The sequence below is a fragment of the Povalibacter sp. genome (genome assembly GCF_036735925.1).
Classification (GTDB): domain Bacteria; phylum Pseudomonadota; class Gammaproteobacteria; order Steroidobacterales; family Steroidobacteraceae; genus Steroidobacter.
On record NZ_DAINNK010000096.1, the window covers coordinates 1 to 16,003 of the forward strand.

Here is a 16,003-nt window from a genome sequence, read left to right on the forward strand (position 1 = left end):
GGGGAGGGGGCCGAATTCCCTCCCCCGCTTGCGGGGGAGGGCCAGGGAGGGGGCTGTCGATCGAAGCCACTCCCGTGTCTTGGGTCCTTCGCGCCTTTCGGGGCTGTCGAAAACATGGATGTTTTCGTCAGAGCCTCCAGGGACGGATTTACGGCGTCCCCGAAAGGCGCGAAGGACCCAAGGCACGGGCCTCAACGCAGCGATGCACTTGCAGATAAAGTAGCGACGAAAGCTTTCACTCAGCCCACCGAAAGAATTCTCAAGCCGGGAACAACAAACCTTCCAACGCCGGTACGCTGCACACCTCATTCACCGAGGTGCAGCCATGAAGACTCGACTGACTCGCCGATCCGTATTGCTCAGCGGCGCCGCCATGCTCGGCGGGCTGAGCGCACAGCGCCTCCTCGCCGCCGAAACGAACGCGACGGCATTGCCTTCGCTCGCGGGCAAGACGGTGCTGGTCACCGGTTCCACCGACGGACTCGGCAGGGCCGTTGCGCTCAAGCTGGCGGGCGCCGGTGCGCACGTCATCGTGCACGGTCGCAACCGCGAACGCGGCGCCGCGGTCGTGAAGGAGATCGATGCGCTGAACAAGGGCGGTGCGATGTTCTACGCGGCCGACTTCGCATCGCTCGCCGCGGTCCGCGAATTCGCGGCGGCCATCCTCAAGGACCACCGGCAACTGCATCTGCTGATCAACAACGCCGGCATCGGTTCGGCGGATGCCGACGGCGGCAAAGACCGTGAAGTCAGTGCCGACGGCTTCGAACGACGCTTCGCCGTGAACTATCTGTCGGGCTTCCTGCTGACGCGCCTGCTGCTCCCCACGCTGATCGCGAGCGCACCGGCGCGCATCGTCAACATCGCCTCGCTGGCGCAGCGACCCATCGAATTCGACGACGTGATGCTGGAGCGCGATTACGACGGCGGTCGCGCCTATTCCCAGAGCAAGCTGGCGCAGATCCTGTTCACGCAGGATCTCGCAGAGGAACTCAAGGGCACCCGCGTCACCGCCAACTCGCTGCATCCCGCGACTTACATGGATACCGCCATGGTCCGCGACGCCGGGGTCACGCCGCGCAGCACGGTCGAACAGGGCGCCGACGCCGTCGTCTATGTCGCGACTTCGTCGGATCTGGATGGCAAGTCCGGACTGTTCTTCAACGGCAAGGCCGAAATGCGCGCCAACGCGCAGGCCTACGACGTGCAGGCCCGCGCGCGACTGCGCGAACTCAGTACGACACTGACCGGCGTCTGAAGGGACTCATTCCTGATCCAGCGGCCCGAACGGCTGCACCGCGGAGAGATCGACGACGTCGATCCCTTTCGGATGACGGAACATGCGCTTGCCGAGATCAGGAAAGTCGATGAGATCCGCCTCGCGATTCTCGCCACCCATCAGATAGACGAGTTCGGTGTCGAACGGATTGCTCAGATGATGGGCGACGCCGGGCGACGGAAACGCCATGAAATCGCCGGGCCCCACTTCATAGTCGCTGCCGTCGATGCGGGCGATGGCGCGACCGGCCAGGATGTAGATCCACTCCTCTTCCTGCCAGTGCGCGTGATACACGAACGATTCCTTGCCGGGCGGGATGCGCGCGAGATTCACGCCCGTGCGTTTCAGCCCGGTCGATTTCGCCATCTGGTAGCCGGTCATTTCCGAGCGCGGATTCCACGGATGCGAAAACGTTTGCGAGCGGGCGGCAATATCTGCGGCACGCAGCAGGTACAGGTTGGGTCGGTCGGTCATGACGATGCGCTGTGAGTGGAGTTGCCGCGACTCTCAACCGCGCACAGACAAGCGTCAACTTCTTTGGCACTCTTCGCGCCATGAATCGATGGCGCATCGCGGGACTGCTGCTGCTCGCCGCATTTGCGGTGTGGCTGACGCTGCGCGGATGCAAGCCGGAAGAGCCGGCCCCGCAAGTGCCGCCACCGACGGCGCCGCAGGTACGCGACAAGTTCCATGCGTCGCGGCCGTTGCAGGTGGTCGCCATCGCGGCGCCGTCGTCCGATCCCGCCCGGCCCGCCGCCGACTTCGCCTGGCTCGAACGCGAGCTGCGACATCTCTTGATTCGCGGACGCATGCAGGTGGCGCCCATCGGTCCGGAGGCGCGGCCGAGTTACACCCTGCGCGTCGAAATGCATTCCGCGCCGGCGACATCGGCCACGCTCGAGCTCGCGACTCCCGACGGCGTCGTCGAACGCGAACGAAATATCGAACTGGGCCGCGACGAATTCGAGATCCTGCGATCGCTCGCCGCCGCCCTGCCCGAATTCCTCGGTGCCGCCCACGCGCAGGGCGACTGGGTCGCGCTGCTGGGAACGACGGACGCCGATGCCTACCGTGCCTACCTCGCCAGCGCCAACGAACTGCTCGGCGCCGACGGGCGCGGCTTTACGCAGCCGGCAAGCGCGACGAGTTCTGCAAGCGTTGACCGGCTGGAAGCATTGACGCGCAATCAACCGCGCTTCGCGCGTGCGCTCTCGCTGCTGTCGGTCGCGTATCTGGGATTGGGCGGCGAGGATGAAGGCTCGCTGACGAATCTGGCCGAAGCCACTGCGGAACGCGCACTCGCGCTCGATCCCTCGCTGACGAATGCGCAAAGCGCGCTGGGACTGGTGAGCCTGCGGCGCGGTGAATGGGCCACGGCGCAGGATCATTTTCAGACGGCGCTGCAGTCGGACCCTAACGCGCCCGCAGCCGTCGAGGGCCTTGCTTGTCTGCTGATGGATGTCGGTCACGCCACTGCGGCGCTGCCGATCGCGCAGCGTGCCGTCATCCTGCAACCGCACAGCGTCGGCGCGAATGAATGTCTCGCCTATGCACAGCTTGCGACAGGAACCGTCGAAGCAGACGGCGTCCGCAGCACCGCTCTCGATGTCGCAGTGGTTCACGCACTCGACGCCGTGCTGTCGGGCCAGATCGCCGATGCGCAACAGATCCTGCGCACCGCGGAGAACTCGCGGAATTCGTCAGCCTGGGTCGAACCGCTGCTGCGCGCCGTCGCCAATCGCCGCGAAACACCGCGCGCATTGCAGGCCATCACGCGCGCCGCCAACGACGGGCTGATCGATCCCGTCACGGAACTGGTGTGCGGCGCCGCCCTGCGTCAGTCCGATTTCGTCTTCAACCGCATGCTGCGGCTCGACAAACAGAACGAAGCGGTACCGCTGCGCATCCTCTGGCTGCCGAAGACGGCGTTCCTGCGCAGACACGACGGTTTCGAAACCATCGTCAGCGCCGCAGGCCTGCTGCCGTTCTGGCAGGACCACGGCCTGCCAGACATCTGCAAGAGCGAACCTGCGGTGTATGGGTGCAGGCTGAAGCCGCAGAAGGTCAGGAAGGAGGAGTAACCGTGACCGAAGGGAATCCCGCGGGACATAGAACGCAAAGAACGCATAGAAGAAAAGAATGGCCGCAAAAAAGCGCAAAAGGCGCAAAGTCAGAACGTCTGATTTTTTGCGCCTTTTGCGCTTTTTGCGGCGATCTTCTTTTCCGATTTTTTGCGTTCTATGCGTTCTTTGCGGTTACTCCGATTCCTACCAGATGTATTCCACCTGCACCCAGAACTTGCTGGTGTCGGTGAACAGTCCGTCCGCGGAATAGTCCGCGTACTTGAGCGCGCCAGTGAAGCGCTTCCATTTCGCCTGCAGCTGCACGTCGATCTCGCTGCCGTAGTCCTGCGACGTGCGTTCGGCCTGGTACTCGTGCCAGCTGGCCTGCAGTCCGAGCGTGTCGAGCGGACCGACGCCCTTCAGCGTGAAACCGGCGTTGAGGTACTTGTCGTCGATGCCATCGACGGGGGTCGTCAGGAACTTGTCGGCCCAGCCCTGGAACTTGTGCAGCGTGGCGAGCGGCGTGGTGAACCCTTTCACGCCGTTGCCCGCCATGACTTCCCAGCCCAGGCCGACGGAGTACTGCCGGTAGGTGCCGGTGAGCTCGAGCAGGGTGTAGTCGTTGTCGAAGTTCAGCGGGTTGTCGCTGTACTGCTCCTGCGTGGCGTAAGACGCCGCATAGGCGAGCTTCAGTTTGCTCAGCGGACGTTCGCCGGCGAACCGCAAGCCGTAGGTCTGCGATGAATCGCGCACGGCCGCGGCCACGTTCGGGATCGGATCGAATTCCAGCCAGTAGCCGAACGCCGTCAGCTTGCCGACCGGGAATTGGTAAGAGACGTTGCCGAGAAAGCTGTCGCCTTCGTAGCGGCCCTGCGGCGAGTCCTTGCTGAAGACGCGATTGACCTGGTCGAGATACGTGACGTCGAAGGTAAGATTGGCGATCGACTTGTTGACCACGCGCAGCGCATCGAACGTCTGTTCGTTCTGGCGCCAGCCGACGTTGCCGACGAAGCGCTGATCGTCGAGCGTGATGCGCTGGCGTCCGAGCGTGATCGTCGTCTGCGGCAGGCTGGTGTTCACCAGCTGCAGGCGATTGACCTCGTAGCTCTCGGGATCGGCCACGACCGGATACTGCGTCTTGCCGTTGATGGTGCTGTTGTAGTCGCTGATCCACGGCCAGACGAACTCGCCTTCGACGAGCAGCGCGGTTTCCCACGCCTTGCCGGTTTCGAATCCGAGCCGCGCCCGCAGCGTCACTGCCTCGGCGTCTTCGGCCATCGGGTCCTGATCGACGCCCTCATAGCGCAGCCGTGCGTCGATGATCGGCTTGGTCTCGCCGATCGCCCCGCCGATGGGACCGAAGTCCGCTGCCTGAGTGGTGGCACTCATTGCCAACGCCGTTGTCATCCAACCGATTCTTCTCATATGTCTCCTCCAAAGCCGGAAAAATCGAACTTCGCCCTCTTCCTGTGGGGCCGGCTTTAGCCGGCTTTCTTGGGAGTCAGGCTAAAGCCTGACCTACAGGAAGAAGTTCAAGCCGCCTTGTGTTCGCGATCGCAGTCCGCGAGGAACTGCAGCAGTTCTTCGCGGTACTCGTAGTACTTCGGATGCTCCAGCAGCGCCTTGCGCGTGCGCGGGCGCGGCAGGTCGACCCGCATGATGCGCCCGACACGCGCGTTCGGGCCATTGGTCATCATCACGACGCGGTCGGCGAGCAGGATGGCTTCGTCGACATCGTGCGTAACGCAGATGGCGGTGACCCGATTGCGGCGCCAGACATCCATCAGCACTTCCTGCAGGTCCCAGCGCGTCAGCGCGTCGAGCATACTGAAGGGTTCGTCGAGCAGCAGCAGCTTGGGGGCGAGCGCGAAGGCGCGCGCCAGGCCGACGCGCTGCTTCATGCCGTTGGAAAGTTCGCCGGCTTTCTTGTCGAGCGCATCCGCGAGGCCGACACGCGTCAGGTAGTAGTCGACGATGTCGCTGCGTTCGCCGCTGCCGATGTGCGGGTAGACCTGTTCGACGCCGAGGGCGACGTTCTCGCGCGCCGTGAGCCATGGCAGCAGGCTCGGCGCCTGGAACACGACGCCGCGATCGGGCCCGGCGCCGACGACTTCGCGTCCGTCGAGCACGATGCCGCCGCCGGAAATCTCGTTGAGCCCCGCGATCATCGACAGCACGGTCGACTTGCCGCAGCCGGAGTGGCCGATAAGCGAAATGAACTCGCCCTTGCGGATGTCCAGACTGAAACGATCGACGACGGTCAGCGGGCCTTTCGGTGTCGGATACACCTTGCTGACTTCGTAGAACTCGACGAACTTGTCGGGATTCTCGGCCGGCTTCGTCACCGTCGCGGTGCGCTGCGCCTTCGACGCGGTGATGGGAACGACTTCAGGCAACCCGGCGCCTTCCTGCGTCTGCGACGCCTGGGTCGCGCCGAGTTCGAGCAGGTACTGCGTGATCTGCGCGCGCAGGTGCTGGTATTCCTCGCTGTGATTGATCGCCGCGCGCTCGCGCGGCCGCGGGAAGTTCACCTTGAATTCCCGCCCGAGCGTGGCGCGCGGACCGGGCGTCAGCGGAATGATGCGATCGGCGAGCAGCAGGGCCTCATCGACGTCGTTGGTCACGAGGATCACGGTCTTGCGCTGCCGGCGCCAGATGGATTCGATCTCGTCCTGCAGCCGCGAACGCGTCAGCGCATCGAGCGCCGACAGCGGCTCGTCGAGCAGCAGGATCTCGGGACTCATCGCCAGCGCCCGCGCCACCGCGACCCGCTGGCGCATGCCGCCCGACAGCTCGGCGGGCTTGCGATCCGCTGCATGCGACAGACCCACCATGTCGATGTGTTCGAGCACCTTCGCGCGCCGCGCCGTTGCGGCGAGCCGGGGAAATACCGCATCGACCGCAAGCGCGACATTGCCGAAAACCGTGAGCCACGGCATGAGCGAGTAGCTCTGGAACACCACGCCGCGATCCGGACCCGCGTCCGTCACCGGTCTGCCCTTGAGCAGAATCTCGCCACTGTCGGGCGCCGTCAGTCCGGCGATCGTCGAGATGAGCGTCGTCTTGCCGCTGCCGGAAAATCCGACGATGGCGACGAACTCGCCCTCCTCGATCTGCAGGTTCACCCCGCTCAGCACCTCCGCGTGCCGGCCGCCGGAGCCCTTGTAGCCCTTGGTCACGTTCTTGAGTTCGAGAAATTTCATCGAGAATCCCTGCCAAAGAGAAAGACAAATGGCCGCAAAAAAGCGCAAAGCCCGCAAATCGAAGTCGAGAATCGCTCTTCCCTATTTGTGTTTTTTTGCGCCTCTTTGCGGCTATTTCTCGGCTCATCGCCCGCGACCGAAACTGAACGCGCTCTGCAGTGTCAGCATCGCGCGATCTAGCACGAAGCCGATGAGGCCGATGGTGAAGACGGCGACCATCAGGCGGGCCAGGGAATCGGAGCTGCCGTTCTGGAATTCGTCCCAGACGAATTTCCCCAGGCCCGGGTTCTGCGCCAGCATTTCGGAGGCGATCAGCACCATCCAGCCGACGCCGAGCGACAGGCGCATGCCGGTAAAGATCAGCGGCAGCGACGAGGGCATGACGAGCTTGAACAGCTTGGTCTGCCACGGCAGGCGCAGCACCTTGGCGACGTTGAGCAGATCCTTGTCGATCGAGGCGACGCCGAGCGCGGTGTTGATGATGGTCGGCCATAGAGAACACAGGGTCACGGTGATCGCGGAGATCAGGAATGATTTCTCGAACATTGGATCGGCCGACACATACACCGCGCTGACGACGATGGTGACGATCGGTAGCCAGGCGAGTGGCGAGACCGGCTTGAAAACCTGGATCAACGGATTGAGTGCGGCGTTGATGCTCTTGCTCAGGCCGCAGAGGATGCCGATGGGCACGGCGATCAGTGTCGCGAGCGCGAAACCCATGAACACGGTCCTGAGACTGGTGAAGATCTGGTCGATGTAGGTGGGCTTGCCGGTGTACTTGCGCGTGACGATTTCCGCAGATGGATCCGCAGCCAGTTTCTCCGCGTTGCGCTTTGCCTGGCGTTCGTAGAACGCTACCGCCTTCTCACGCTCCGCCTGGTGATCGACCCACAACGCCTGCGTCTGCTGCCATACGGCGACCGGTCCGGGAATCTGGCCGAGACTCGTTTCGATGGTGCGGGACGCCTGGCTCCAGGCGAGCAGGAAGATCGCGATGGCGACCAGCGGTACGCCGAGCAGCTGCCACAGTTCGCGCAGCTGTGCGCGCGGATTCTCGCCACGCGCGAGGCGGATCAGCGGATTCAGGAATCCGAGGCCGACGCTGTCGATGACGCCGTGCAATCGTTCGAGCGATACGGGCTTGCGCACTTGCGGCGCGTTCGCGGCGGGCAGCGCGGTGACGTCGGTCGGTGCGCTCTGCGTTTGGGGTTTGGCCGATTCGGAAACTGCTGCATTCACGGATGTTTCTCCAGCTCTCGGAACCGCCCCCTCCCTGCCCTCCCCCGCTGCGCGGAGGAGGGGAAGAGAGGAAGCCTTCTTTCTATTCCCTCCTCCGCGCAGCGGGGGAGGGCCAGGGAGGGGGCGCTCACTTGCCGGCCACTGCTCCGCCTTCAATCTTCTGCTCGCCTCTCAAGCCGATCGCGAACTTCGCCAGATACTCGTTCGGCTTGCGGCCGTCGTACTCGGTGCCGTCGATGAACTCACGCGTCGCTGCGCGATAGCCGTCGCTGGCCCAGGGGAAGTCCTCCTTCTTCGCCTTCTTCTCATCGACCAGCAGCTGCGCGGCCTTCAGATACACATCGGGCCGGTACACCTTCTTCGCGATGTCCGCGTACCACTCATCGGACTTCGCTTCCGGGATCTGCCCCCAGCGACGCATCTGCGTCAGATACCAGACGGCATCGCTGTAGTACGGATACGTGGCGTAGTAGCGGAAGAACACGTTGAAGTCCGGCAGGCTGCGCTTGTCGCCGCGACCGTACTCGAACGTGCCGGTCATGCTGTTGGCGATGACGCGGTAGTCGGCGCCGACGTATTCGGATCGCGCGAGGATCTGCGCCGCCTCCTTGCGATTCGCGCCGTTGTTTTCATCGAGCCACATGCCGGCACGCAGCAGCGCCTTCACGACGGCGAGGTGGGTGTTGGGATTCTTTTCCGCCCACGCCCTGGTGACGCCGAACACCTTCTCTGGATTGTTCTTCCAGATTTCCAGGTCGGTGATGACGGGCACGCCGACGCCCTTGAAGATCGCCTGCTGGTTCCAGGGTTCGCCCACGCAGTAGCCGTTGATCGTGCCGGCTTCGAGCGTCGCCGGCATCTGCGGCGGCGGCGTTACTGACAGCAGCACATCGGCCTTGATCTGGCCGCTCACATCGCTCGGCGAATAGAAGCCGGGATGGATGCCGCCGGCGGCGAGCCAGTAGCGCAGCTCGTAGTTGTGCGTCGAGACCGGAAAGACCATGGCCATGCGAAACGGCTTGCCCGCGGCGCGCGACTTCTCGATCACGGGCTTCAACACATCTGCCTTGATCGGATGCACCGGCTTGCCCTGCGCATCCACCGGCAGGCTCGCCTTGATCTGCGACCACACGTCGTTGGAGAGCGTGATCGCATTGCCGTTGAGATCCATGCTGTAGGCCGTGACGATGTCGGCCTTGGTGCCGAAACCGATGGTCGCGCCGAGCGGCTGGCCCGCGAGCATGTGTGCGCCGTCGAGTTCGCCGGTGATGACGCGATCGAGAATGACCTTCCAGTTGGCCTGCGGTTCGAGCGTCACGTACAGGCCTTCGTCTTCGAAGAAGCCTTTCTCGTAGGCGATGGCGAGCGGCGCCATGTCCGTCAGCTTGATGAAGCCGAGCTTGAGCTGTTCCTTTTCGAGCTTCAGACCGGCGCCATGCGCAGCACCCGCCAGAGTCAGCATGGCGAGTGCACCGCCGATCGCGCTCCGCCATTTTCCCGAACCCGTACTCATGAATGCCCGCTCCTCGAACTGTCGGCCAAAAAAAAACGCCACCGACCTCGAGCGCGTGCGTAGAAGCGCGCAGGAAGTCGGCGGCGTTGCCCGGCAGGCCCGATGCTGGGCCTGCGTTTCGGTGGATGCGTCGCGATGAGCGATGCGCATCCGTTGCCGCGGAAATTGCAACTGGTGTGCCAGCACGGCAAATGCCGGGAAATCCCTGCGGCTTCACTGCAACGACCCTCGCAGTTCGATGCCGGTTTGATCCGCGGCAGCGCAGTCGCGCGCGGCGCCCGCACGAAGTTCGTGCAAGCCGGTGCGTCCGGAGCGCGTCAGATCGCGGCGACCTGCACTGGCATATCAATTGCACTCATCCGGTGCTGATGCTTGAAGAAAAGACCTCCAACGATGCGGGCCTGCACATCCTGATCGTCGATCAGAACGTGATGCGCGCCGCCATTCTCGAAGACGGACTGCGCGAGGCGGGCTATCGGCGCGTCACCGTCGTGCGCGACATGCAGAACCTGATGCGTCGCATCGTCGACAACGATCCCGACGTGATCTTCATCGACCTGGAGAATCCGAACCGCGACGTGCTGGAACAGATGTTCCAGGTATCGCGCAGCGTCCGCCGGCCCATCGCGATGTTCGTCGACCGCTCCGACACCGACATGATCGCCGCCGCCGTCGATGCGGGCGTCGGCGCCTATGTCGTCGACGGACTGAAGAAGGAACGCATCAAGGCCGTGCTCGACATGGCGGTGAGCCGCTTCAATGCGTTCAGCAAACTGCGCGACGAACTGGAGCGGGCACGCGCGGCGCTGGACGAACGCAAGCTGGTCGAACGCGCCAAGGGCATCCTCATGACCAGCAAGGGCATGAGCGAGGAAGCCGCCTATGCGCTGCTGCGCAAGGCGGCGATGAACGAGAACCGGCGCATCAGCGAAGTGGCCCAGAGCGTCGTGACCGCAGCAAGGTTATTGAAATGATCTCATCGGGCGTGGTGGTGGTTGGCTTCATTCCGCTGCTCGACTGCGCGCCGCTGGTCGCCGCGGTCGAAAAGGGATTCGCGAACGACGAAGGCATCGACCTGACGCTGGTGCGCGAGACGTCGTGGGCCAACATCCGCGACCGCGTGGTCGTCGGTCATTTCGATGCCGCGCACATGCTCGGCCCGATGACCCTCGCCTCGACGCTCGGCATCGGCCATCTGCAGGTGCCGATGGTGGCGCCGCTGTCGCTCGGCCTCGGCGGCAACGCGATCACGGTATCGCTGCCGCTGTGGCAGCAGATGGAACGCGCCGGAGCCGCCGGCGGCGCCGATCCGCTCGTGCAGGGCAATGCGCTGCGCCATGTCGTGGCGGATCGCCAGCTCTCGCGCCGGCCGCCGCTCACGTTCGCGATGGTCTATCCGTTCTCCTGTCACAACTACGAACTGCGCTACTGGCTGAGCGCCGTCGGCATCGATCCCGATCGCGACGTGCGACTGGTGGTGCTGCCGCCGCCGCTGCTGGTCGATGCCTTGCGCGAAGGACAGATCGACGGGTTCTGTGTCGGTGAACCCTGGAGCAGTCTCGCCGTGTCGGTGGGCGTCGGCAGCATCGTGACGCCGACGACAGCCATCTGGCATCTGAGTCCGGAGAAGGTCCTGGGCTGCCGTCGCGAATGGGCCGGGCGCTTTCCGGAACGCACGGCCGCACTGGTGCGCGCGATCCATCGCGCTGCCGAGTGGTGCGAGCAGCCGTCGCATCATGAGGAACTCGCGCACCTGCTGTCGGAGCCGAAGTACGTCGGCGCGCCCGCTCACATCCTGCTGCGCGGGCTTTCGGGCAGCCTCACGCTTGCGCCGGGGAGCGAAGCCCGGCACATCGAGAATTTCTACGTGCCGTCACGTCATGCGGCGACGTTTCCGTGGGTCAGTCACGCGCTGTGGTTCTACTCGCAGATGGTGCGCTGGGGTCAGGCGGAGTTTTCCGACAGGGATGTCGAAGCCGTGCGTGCGACGTATCGTCCCGACCTGTATCGCGCGGCGCTGGCGCCGCTGGATGTGAATCTGCCGCACGATGATTTTCGTGCCGAAGCGTCGCCCGACGGCTTCTTCGATGGCCGCCCGTTCGATCCGGCGCGGCTGCGCGAGTACGCGGCATCGCCGTAGGCAGTCCTTCTTCCTGTGGGGCCGGCTTCTGTAGGTCAGGCTTCAGCCTGACTCCGACAAGGCCGGCTGAAGCCGGCCCCACAGGACTAGAGAGATCTTCATAGCCGCGCGTCATGACTACAAAGCCTCATGGAAGAGGACAGCCGGCGCCTGCGGCGCTACAAATGCCCCGCACGACAGACGGGGGAATCATGAGCGAGAAACATCCTGCCAGCAGCGATCCCGATCTGGCTGCAACCGACAGACCATCCGGCGGCGGCATCAATGAGGACTGGGCAGCGACGATCGTCGGGCTGGGCCTGCTCGCGCTCGCGCTGTTCGGCCTGATTCCCGAAGCGGTGCTGTGGTAATGGCCACTGAATCCGCAGCGATTGCCGCCGATGCGCAATCGTCCGCCGCAAAGACTTCACCGCTGTGGTTCGCCGTCGGACTGACGCTCGTGCTGTCGCTGGCCTGGGCCACGCGCTTTCTCGAAAAGAGCGTGCCGACCTGGGTCGACTGGAACTGGATCAAGTCCGTCGAGTATCCGGTGTACGCGATTGCACTGGGCCTGATCGGCAGCGGCGTCATCGGCCTGCTCGGCATTCGCGAGCGCATTGCCGCCGCCTTCCAGACGGAGTTCTTCATCAAGACCGGCCTGGTGCTGCTCGGCGCATCGGTGCATCTGCACGTCATTGCCAAGGCCGGCGCGCGCGGCGTGCTGCAGGCACTGTTGCTGGTGGCGGCCGTGTTCCTGTTCACGTGGTGGCTGGGCGGCAGATTCAGGGTGGGCGATCGGCTGCGTGCGCTGCTCGCAGCGGCAGTGTCGATCTGCGGCGTCAGCGCCGCCATCGCCGCGGCCGGCGCCGTGCGCGCCACCAAGGAGCAGATCGCCTACACCGCGACGCTGGTGATCCTGTTCGCATTGCCTTCCATCTTCGTGCTGCCGTGGCTGGCCTCGGTGCTGGACCTGAGCGCACCGGTGGCCGGCACCTGGATCGGCGGCAACATCGATACGACCGCCGCCGTCGCCGCAGCCGGCGCCATCGTCGGCGAGGAAGCGCTGCAGATCGCAGCCATCGTCAAGGCCGCGCAGAACGTGCTCATGGGCGTCGTGGCCGTGGCATTGACGCTCTACTTCTCGCTGCACGTCGAAAAGAAGGGCAGCGACGCGACCCGCGGCGTCAGCCGCGCGCTGTGGCACCGCTTTCCGAAGTTCGTCATCGGCTTCATCCTCGCCTCGGTCATCGCGACGCTGTATCTGCAGTCGGGCGGCTCGAACGAGGCGATCGGTGCGGCGAACACCTTGCGCGCGTACTTCCTGATCCTGGCGTTCGTCAGCATCGGCCTGGAGTTCCGCGTCACCCAGCTGCTCGCCGAAGGCTGGCGGCCGGTCGTGGTGTTCGGTTCGGCGACGATCTTCAATCTGGCCGTGGCGCTGGTGATTGCGTCCGTCATCTTCGCGGGGTTCTGAAGCCCGCTGCATCGTGCGTTTCTGTGGGTCAGGCTTTAGCCTGACTCTGAATAAAGAGGCCGGCTGAAGCCGGCCCCACAGCAAGAGGCCCCCCGCTGCAGCTTGAGCCCACACGGGTTTCCCGCGGTGCGGAATCTTTGCGCTGCAGTATTCAGTTCCGAATTCGCGCCTATAATGCCGCCCCCGCCGCGCATACCGATCGTTCTACATCCCGTCAGGCCGGAGCAGCCGATCTCGCAGCGGTGATTTTTCAACTTCGGAATACATGGGAGACGCACTGATGGGGGCTATCAACGCCGTGGTCAATCTCGCCGTCGAAGGCGACGTTGCCATCCTTTCGCTCAATTCCCCGCCCGTGAATGCGCTGTCGCAGCCAGTGCGCGCCGGCATCAATGACGGCGTGAAGCAGGCGATCGCGGATCCGGCCGTGAAGGCCATCGTGCTCATCTGCGAAGGCCGGACCTTCATCGCCGGCGCCGACATCACCGAGTTCGGCAAGCCGCCCGTGCCGCCGAGCCTCCTCGACGTCGAAGACACCATCGAGAATTCACCCAAGCCCGTCGTCGCCGCGATCCACGGCACCGCGCTCGGCGGCGGTCTCGAAGTCGCGCTGTGCTGTCACTACCGCGTCGCCGTGCCGTCGGCAAAATGCGGACTGCCCGAAGTGAAACTCGGGCTGCTGCCGGGCGCCGGCGGCACGCAGCGCCTGCCGCGCATCGTCGGACCGGAAGCCGCGCTCGACCTGGTGACCTCCGGCCAGCACATGCCGGCGGCCTGGGCGCAGAGCGTCGGCCTGGTCGATGAGATCGTGGCCGAAGGCGAACTGAAGAGCGGCGCCGTCGCCTTCGCGAAGAAAGTGATCGCCGAGAAGCGCCCGCTGAAGAAAGTGCGCGACCTCAACGACAAGGTCGAGGCCGCGCGCGGCAAGCCGGAGATCTTCGCCGACTTCCGCAAGGCCAATGCCCGCAAGTTCCGCGGCTTCCTCGCGCCCGAATACAACATCCGCTGCATCGAAGCCGCGGTGAACCAGCCGTTCGACGAAGGCATGGAAACCGAACGCCAGCTGTTCATCGAACTGGTGACCGGCGTGCAGTCCGCCGCGCAGCGTTACGTGTTCTTCGCCGAACGCCAGGCCTGGAAGATTCCGGACGTGCCGGAAGACACGCCGATCATTCCGATCAAGAAGGTTGGCATCATCGGCGCCGGCACGATGGGCGGCGGCATTTCCATGAACTTCCTCAACGTCGGCATTCCCGTGACGATCGTCGAGACGAAACAGGAAGCGCTGGACCGCGGCCTGAAAGTCATTCGCGGCAACTACGAGCGCAGCACCAGGAGCGGCAAGCTCACGCTGGCCGACGTCGACCAGCGCATGTCGCTGCTGACTGGCTCGCTGAATCTCGAAGATCTCGCCGACTGCGATCTGGTCATCGAGGCCATCTTCGAGAACATGGACGTCAAGCAGGAGGTGTTCGGCAAGCTCGACCGGATCGTCAAGCAGGGCGCGATCCTCGCGACCAATACCTCCGCGCTCGACATCAACGAGATCGCCACGGCGGTGAAGCGTCCCGAGTACGTCATCGGCCTGCACTTCTTCTCGCCGGCCAACGTGATGCGCCTGCTGGAAGTCGTGCGCGCCAGGCACACTTCGAAGTCGGTGATCGCGACGTCGATGCAGCTCGCCAAGCGCATCGGCAAGGTCGCCGCGCTGGTCGGCGTGTGTCCGGGCTTCGTCGGCAACCGCGTCCTCTACGCCCGCACCCTGCAGACGAATGCCATGCTTCTGGAAGGCGCGATGCCCTGGGACATCGATCGCGTCATCTACGACTTCGGCCTGCCGATGGGGCCGTACCAGATGGCGGATCTCGCCGGCCTCGACCTGGGATGGATCAAGGAGAAGTCCACCAGCTCCACGATCCGCGAAGTGCTGTGCGAGAAGGATCGCCGCGGCCAGAAGACCGGTGCCGGCTTCTATGACTACGACGCCAACCGCAACCAGAAGCCCTCGCCCGTCACCGAGCAGATCATCAAGGATTTCGCCGCGAAGTCCGGACTGCCTCAGCGCAGGATTTCCGATGAGGAGATCCTGGAACGCTGCGTCTACGCCCAGATCAACGAAGGCGCGAAGATCCTGGAAGAAGGCATCGCGATCCGCCCGTCCGACATCGACATCGTCTGGATCAACGGCTACGGCTGGCCGGTGTATCGCGGCGGCCCGATGTTCTATGCCGACACCGTCGGCCTGAAGAACGTCGTCGCCAAGCTCAAGGAATACGGTCCGAAGCTCGGCAGCGATTTCCGTATCTCGCCGCTGCTGGAAAAGCTCGCCGCCGAAGGCAAGCGTTTTCAGGACCTGAAGTAATCGGGAGAACGGATTTCACACGGAGTTCACGGAGATCACGGAGTTCGGGGAATGGAATCCCCGGACCCGATCGTTCTTCCTGCTCCGTGAACTCCGTGATCTCCGTGTGAAATGTCTTTCATCCGAGGATTGGTCATGCGTGAAGCAGTCATCGTCTCCACCGCCCGTACCCCGATCGGCAAGGCCTATCGCGGTGCGTTCAACAACACCCAGGGCCAGGAACTGGCCGGGCACGCCATCGCGCAGGCGGTGAAGCGCGCCGGCATCGATCCGGCACAGGTCGAGGACGTGGTCTTCGGCTGCGGATTGCAGCAGGGCTCGACCGGCGGCAACGTCGCGCGCCAGGCATTGCTGCGTGCGGGCCTGCCCATCACGGTGCCGGGCCAGACGATCGATCGGGCGTGTTCCTCGGGCCTGATGGCGATCGCGACGGCAGCGAAAGAGATCATCTCCGATGGCATGCAGGTGACGGTCGGCGGCGGCGTCGAATCCATCTCGCTGGTGCAGAACGACAAGATGAACCGCTTCCGTGCCGCCGATCCCTGGCTGGTGAAGAACATCCCGCAGGTCTACATGGCCATGCTGGAGACGGCGGAAGTCGTCGCCGAGCGCTACGGCGTGAGCCGCGAGGCGCAGGACGAGTTCGCGCTGCAGTCGCAGCAGCGCACGGCCAAGGCGCAGGCCGAAGGCCGCTACAACGACGAGATCGCGCCGCTGACTTCCATCATGCAGGTCACCGACAAGGAAA

At 64.3% G+C, this 16,003-nt stretch carries 13 protein-coding genes; 8 read left to right on the plus strand and 5 right to left on the minus strand.

Annotated features, from left to right (window positions below):
* Positions 1 to 325 precede the first annotated feature (325 nt).
* On the plus strand, positions 326 to 1,258 hold the full coding sequence (locus V7D81_RS20545) for an SDR family NAD(P)-dependent oxidoreductase (RefSeq protein WP_324319800.1): 933 nt from the start codon (positions 326 to 328) through the stop codon (positions 1,256 to 1,258).
* Between the two features lie 6 nt (positions 1,259 to 1,264).
* Here the strand turns inward: V7D81_RS20545 and V7D81_RS20550 are convergent, their stop codons facing one another.
* The gene (locus V7D81_RS20550; protein ID WP_324319802.1) at positions 1,265 to 1,753 is read right to left on the minus strand and encodes a cupin domain-containing protein; all 489 of its coding nucleotides are present in this window, start codon (positions 1,751 to 1,753) and stop codon (positions 1,265 to 1,267) included.
* Between the two features lie 80 nt (positions 1,754 to 1,833).
* Between V7D81_RS20550 and V7D81_RS20555 the strand changes: the two genes are divergently transcribed.
* Complete coding sequence (locus tag V7D81_RS20555) at positions 1,834 to 3,360, plus strand: hypothetical protein (RefSeq protein ID WP_324319804.1); 1,527 nt, start codon at positions 1,834 to 1,836, stop codon at positions 3,358 to 3,360.
* Between the two features lie 186 nt (positions 3,361 to 3,546).
* On the opposite strand, the gene V7D81_RS20560 is transcribed toward V7D81_RS20555, so the two are convergent.
* From V7D81_RS20560 to V7D81_RS20575, 4 genes are all read right to left on the minus strand, one after another.
* Positions 3,547 to 4,731 carry a hypothetical protein gene (locus V7D81_RS20560; RefSeq protein WP_324319806.1) on the minus strand — a complete coding sequence of 395 codons (1,185 nt, stop codon included), beginning with the start codon at positions 4,729 to 4,731 and terminating at the stop codon, positions 3,547 to 3,549.
* A gap of 143 nt (positions 4,732 to 4,874) precedes the next feature.
* Entirely contained in the window at positions 4,875 to 6,545 is a 1,671-nt protein-coding gene (locus V7D81_RS20565; RefSeq protein ID WP_324319808.1) for an ABC transporter ATP-binding protein, read from the minus strand.
* Positions 6,546 to 6,668: 123 nt separating this feature from the next.
* On the minus strand, positions 6,669 to 7,697 hold the full coding sequence (locus tag V7D81_RS20570) for an ABC transporter permease (RefSeq protein ID WP_442958368.1): 1,029 nt from the start codon (positions 7,695 to 7,697) through the stop codon (positions 6,669 to 6,671).
* Between the two features lie 217 nt (positions 7,698 to 7,914).
* Positions 7,915 to 9,249, minus strand: coding sequence for a CmpA/NrtA family ABC transporter substrate-binding protein (locus V7D81_RS20575; protein WP_349257707.1), 1,335 nt, complete (start codon positions 9,247 to 9,249; stop codon positions 7,915 to 7,917).
* Positions 9,250 to 9,668: 419 nt separating this feature from the next.
* Between V7D81_RS20575 and V7D81_RS20580 the strand changes: the two genes are divergently transcribed.
* From V7D81_RS20580 to V7D81_RS20605, 6 genes are all read left to right on the plus strand, one after another.
* A complete protein-coding gene (locus tag V7D81_RS20580) occupies positions 9,669 to 10,274 on the plus strand; it encodes an ANTAR domain-containing response regulator (protein ID WP_324319822.1) in 606 nt (201 codons plus the stop codon).
* Positions 10,271 to 11,440: a CmpA/NrtA family ABC transporter substrate-binding protein gene (locus V7D81_RS20585; protein ID WP_324319814.1), complete on the plus strand. Its 1,170-nt coding sequence runs from the start codon at positions 10,271 to 10,273 to the stop codon at positions 11,438 to 11,440. The genes V7D81_RS20580 and V7D81_RS20585 overlap by 4 nt, the downstream gene beginning before the upstream one ends.
* 191 nt (positions 11,441 to 11,631) lie before the next feature.
* Positions 11,632 to 11,790 carry a hypothetical protein gene (locus V7D81_RS20590; RefSeq protein WP_324319816.1) on the plus strand — a complete coding sequence of 53 codons (159 nt, stop codon included), beginning with the start codon at positions 11,632 to 11,634 and terminating at the stop codon, positions 11,788 to 11,790.
* A complete protein-coding gene (locus tag V7D81_RS20595) occupies positions 11,790 to 12,893 on the plus strand; it encodes a YeiH family protein (protein WP_324319817.1) in 1,104 nt (367 codons plus the stop codon). The genes V7D81_RS20590 and V7D81_RS20595 overlap by 1 nt, the downstream gene beginning before the upstream one ends.
* A gap of 280 nt (positions 12,894 to 13,173) precedes the next feature.
* Positions 13,174 to 15,255, plus strand: coding sequence for a 3-hydroxyacyl-CoA dehydrogenase NAD-binding domain-containing protein (locus V7D81_RS20600; RefSeq protein WP_324319819.1), 2,082 nt, complete (start codon positions 13,174 to 13,176; stop codon positions 15,253 to 15,255).
* A 135-nt stretch (positions 15,256 to 15,390) separates the two neighbouring features.
* Positions 15,391 to 16,003: beta-ketoacyl synthase N-terminal-like domain-containing protein (locus V7D81_RS20605; protein ID WP_324319821.1), on the plus strand; the 613-nt coding region annotated here is incomplete at its 3' end.

Bases quoted from the DNA above. Each gene is read 5' to 3' on its own strand.
- V7D81_RS20550 (WP_324319802.1), bottom strand. From the start codon at position 1,753: ATGACCGACCGACCCAACCTGTACCTGCTGCGTGCCGCAGATATTGCC.
- V7D81_RS20585 (WP_324319814.1), top strand. From the start codon at position 10,271: ATGATCTCATCGGGCGTGGTGGTGGTTGGCTTCATTCCGCTGCTCGAC.
- V7D81_RS20600 (WP_324319819.1), top strand. From the start codon at position 13,174: ATGGGGGCTATCAACGCCGTGGTCAATCTCGCCGTCGAAGGCGACGTT.
- V7D81_RS20560 (WP_324319806.1), bottom strand. From the start codon at position 4,731: ATGAGTGCCACCACTCAGGCAGCGGACTTCGGTCCCATCGGCGGGGCG.
- V7D81_RS20580 (WP_324319822.1), top strand. From the start codon at position 9,669: ATGCTTGAAGAAAAGACCTCCAACGATGCGGGCCTGCACATCCTGATC.
- V7D81_RS20545 (WP_324319800.1), top strand. From the start codon at position 326: ATGAAGACTCGACTGACTCGCCGATCCGTATTGCTCAGCGGCGCCGCC.
- V7D81_RS20555 (WP_324319804.1), top strand. From the start codon at position 1,834: ATGAATCGATGGCGCATCGCGGGACTGCTGCTGCTCGCCGCATTTGCG.
- V7D81_RS20595 (WP_324319817.1), top strand. From the start codon at position 11,790: ATGGCCACTGAATCCGCAGCGATTGCCGCCGATGCGCAATCGTCCGCC.
- V7D81_RS20575 (WP_349257707.1), bottom strand. From the start codon at position 9,249: ATGCTGACTCTGGCGGGTGCTGCGCATGGCGCCGGTCTGAAGCTCGAA.
- V7D81_RS20590 (WP_324319816.1), top strand. From the start codon at position 11,632: ATGAGCGAGAAACATCCTGCCAGCAGCGATCCCGATCTGGCTGCAACC.
- V7D81_RS20565 (WP_324319808.1), bottom strand. From the start codon at position 6,545: ATGAAATTTCTCGAACTCAAGAACGTGACCAAGGGCTACAAGGGCTCC.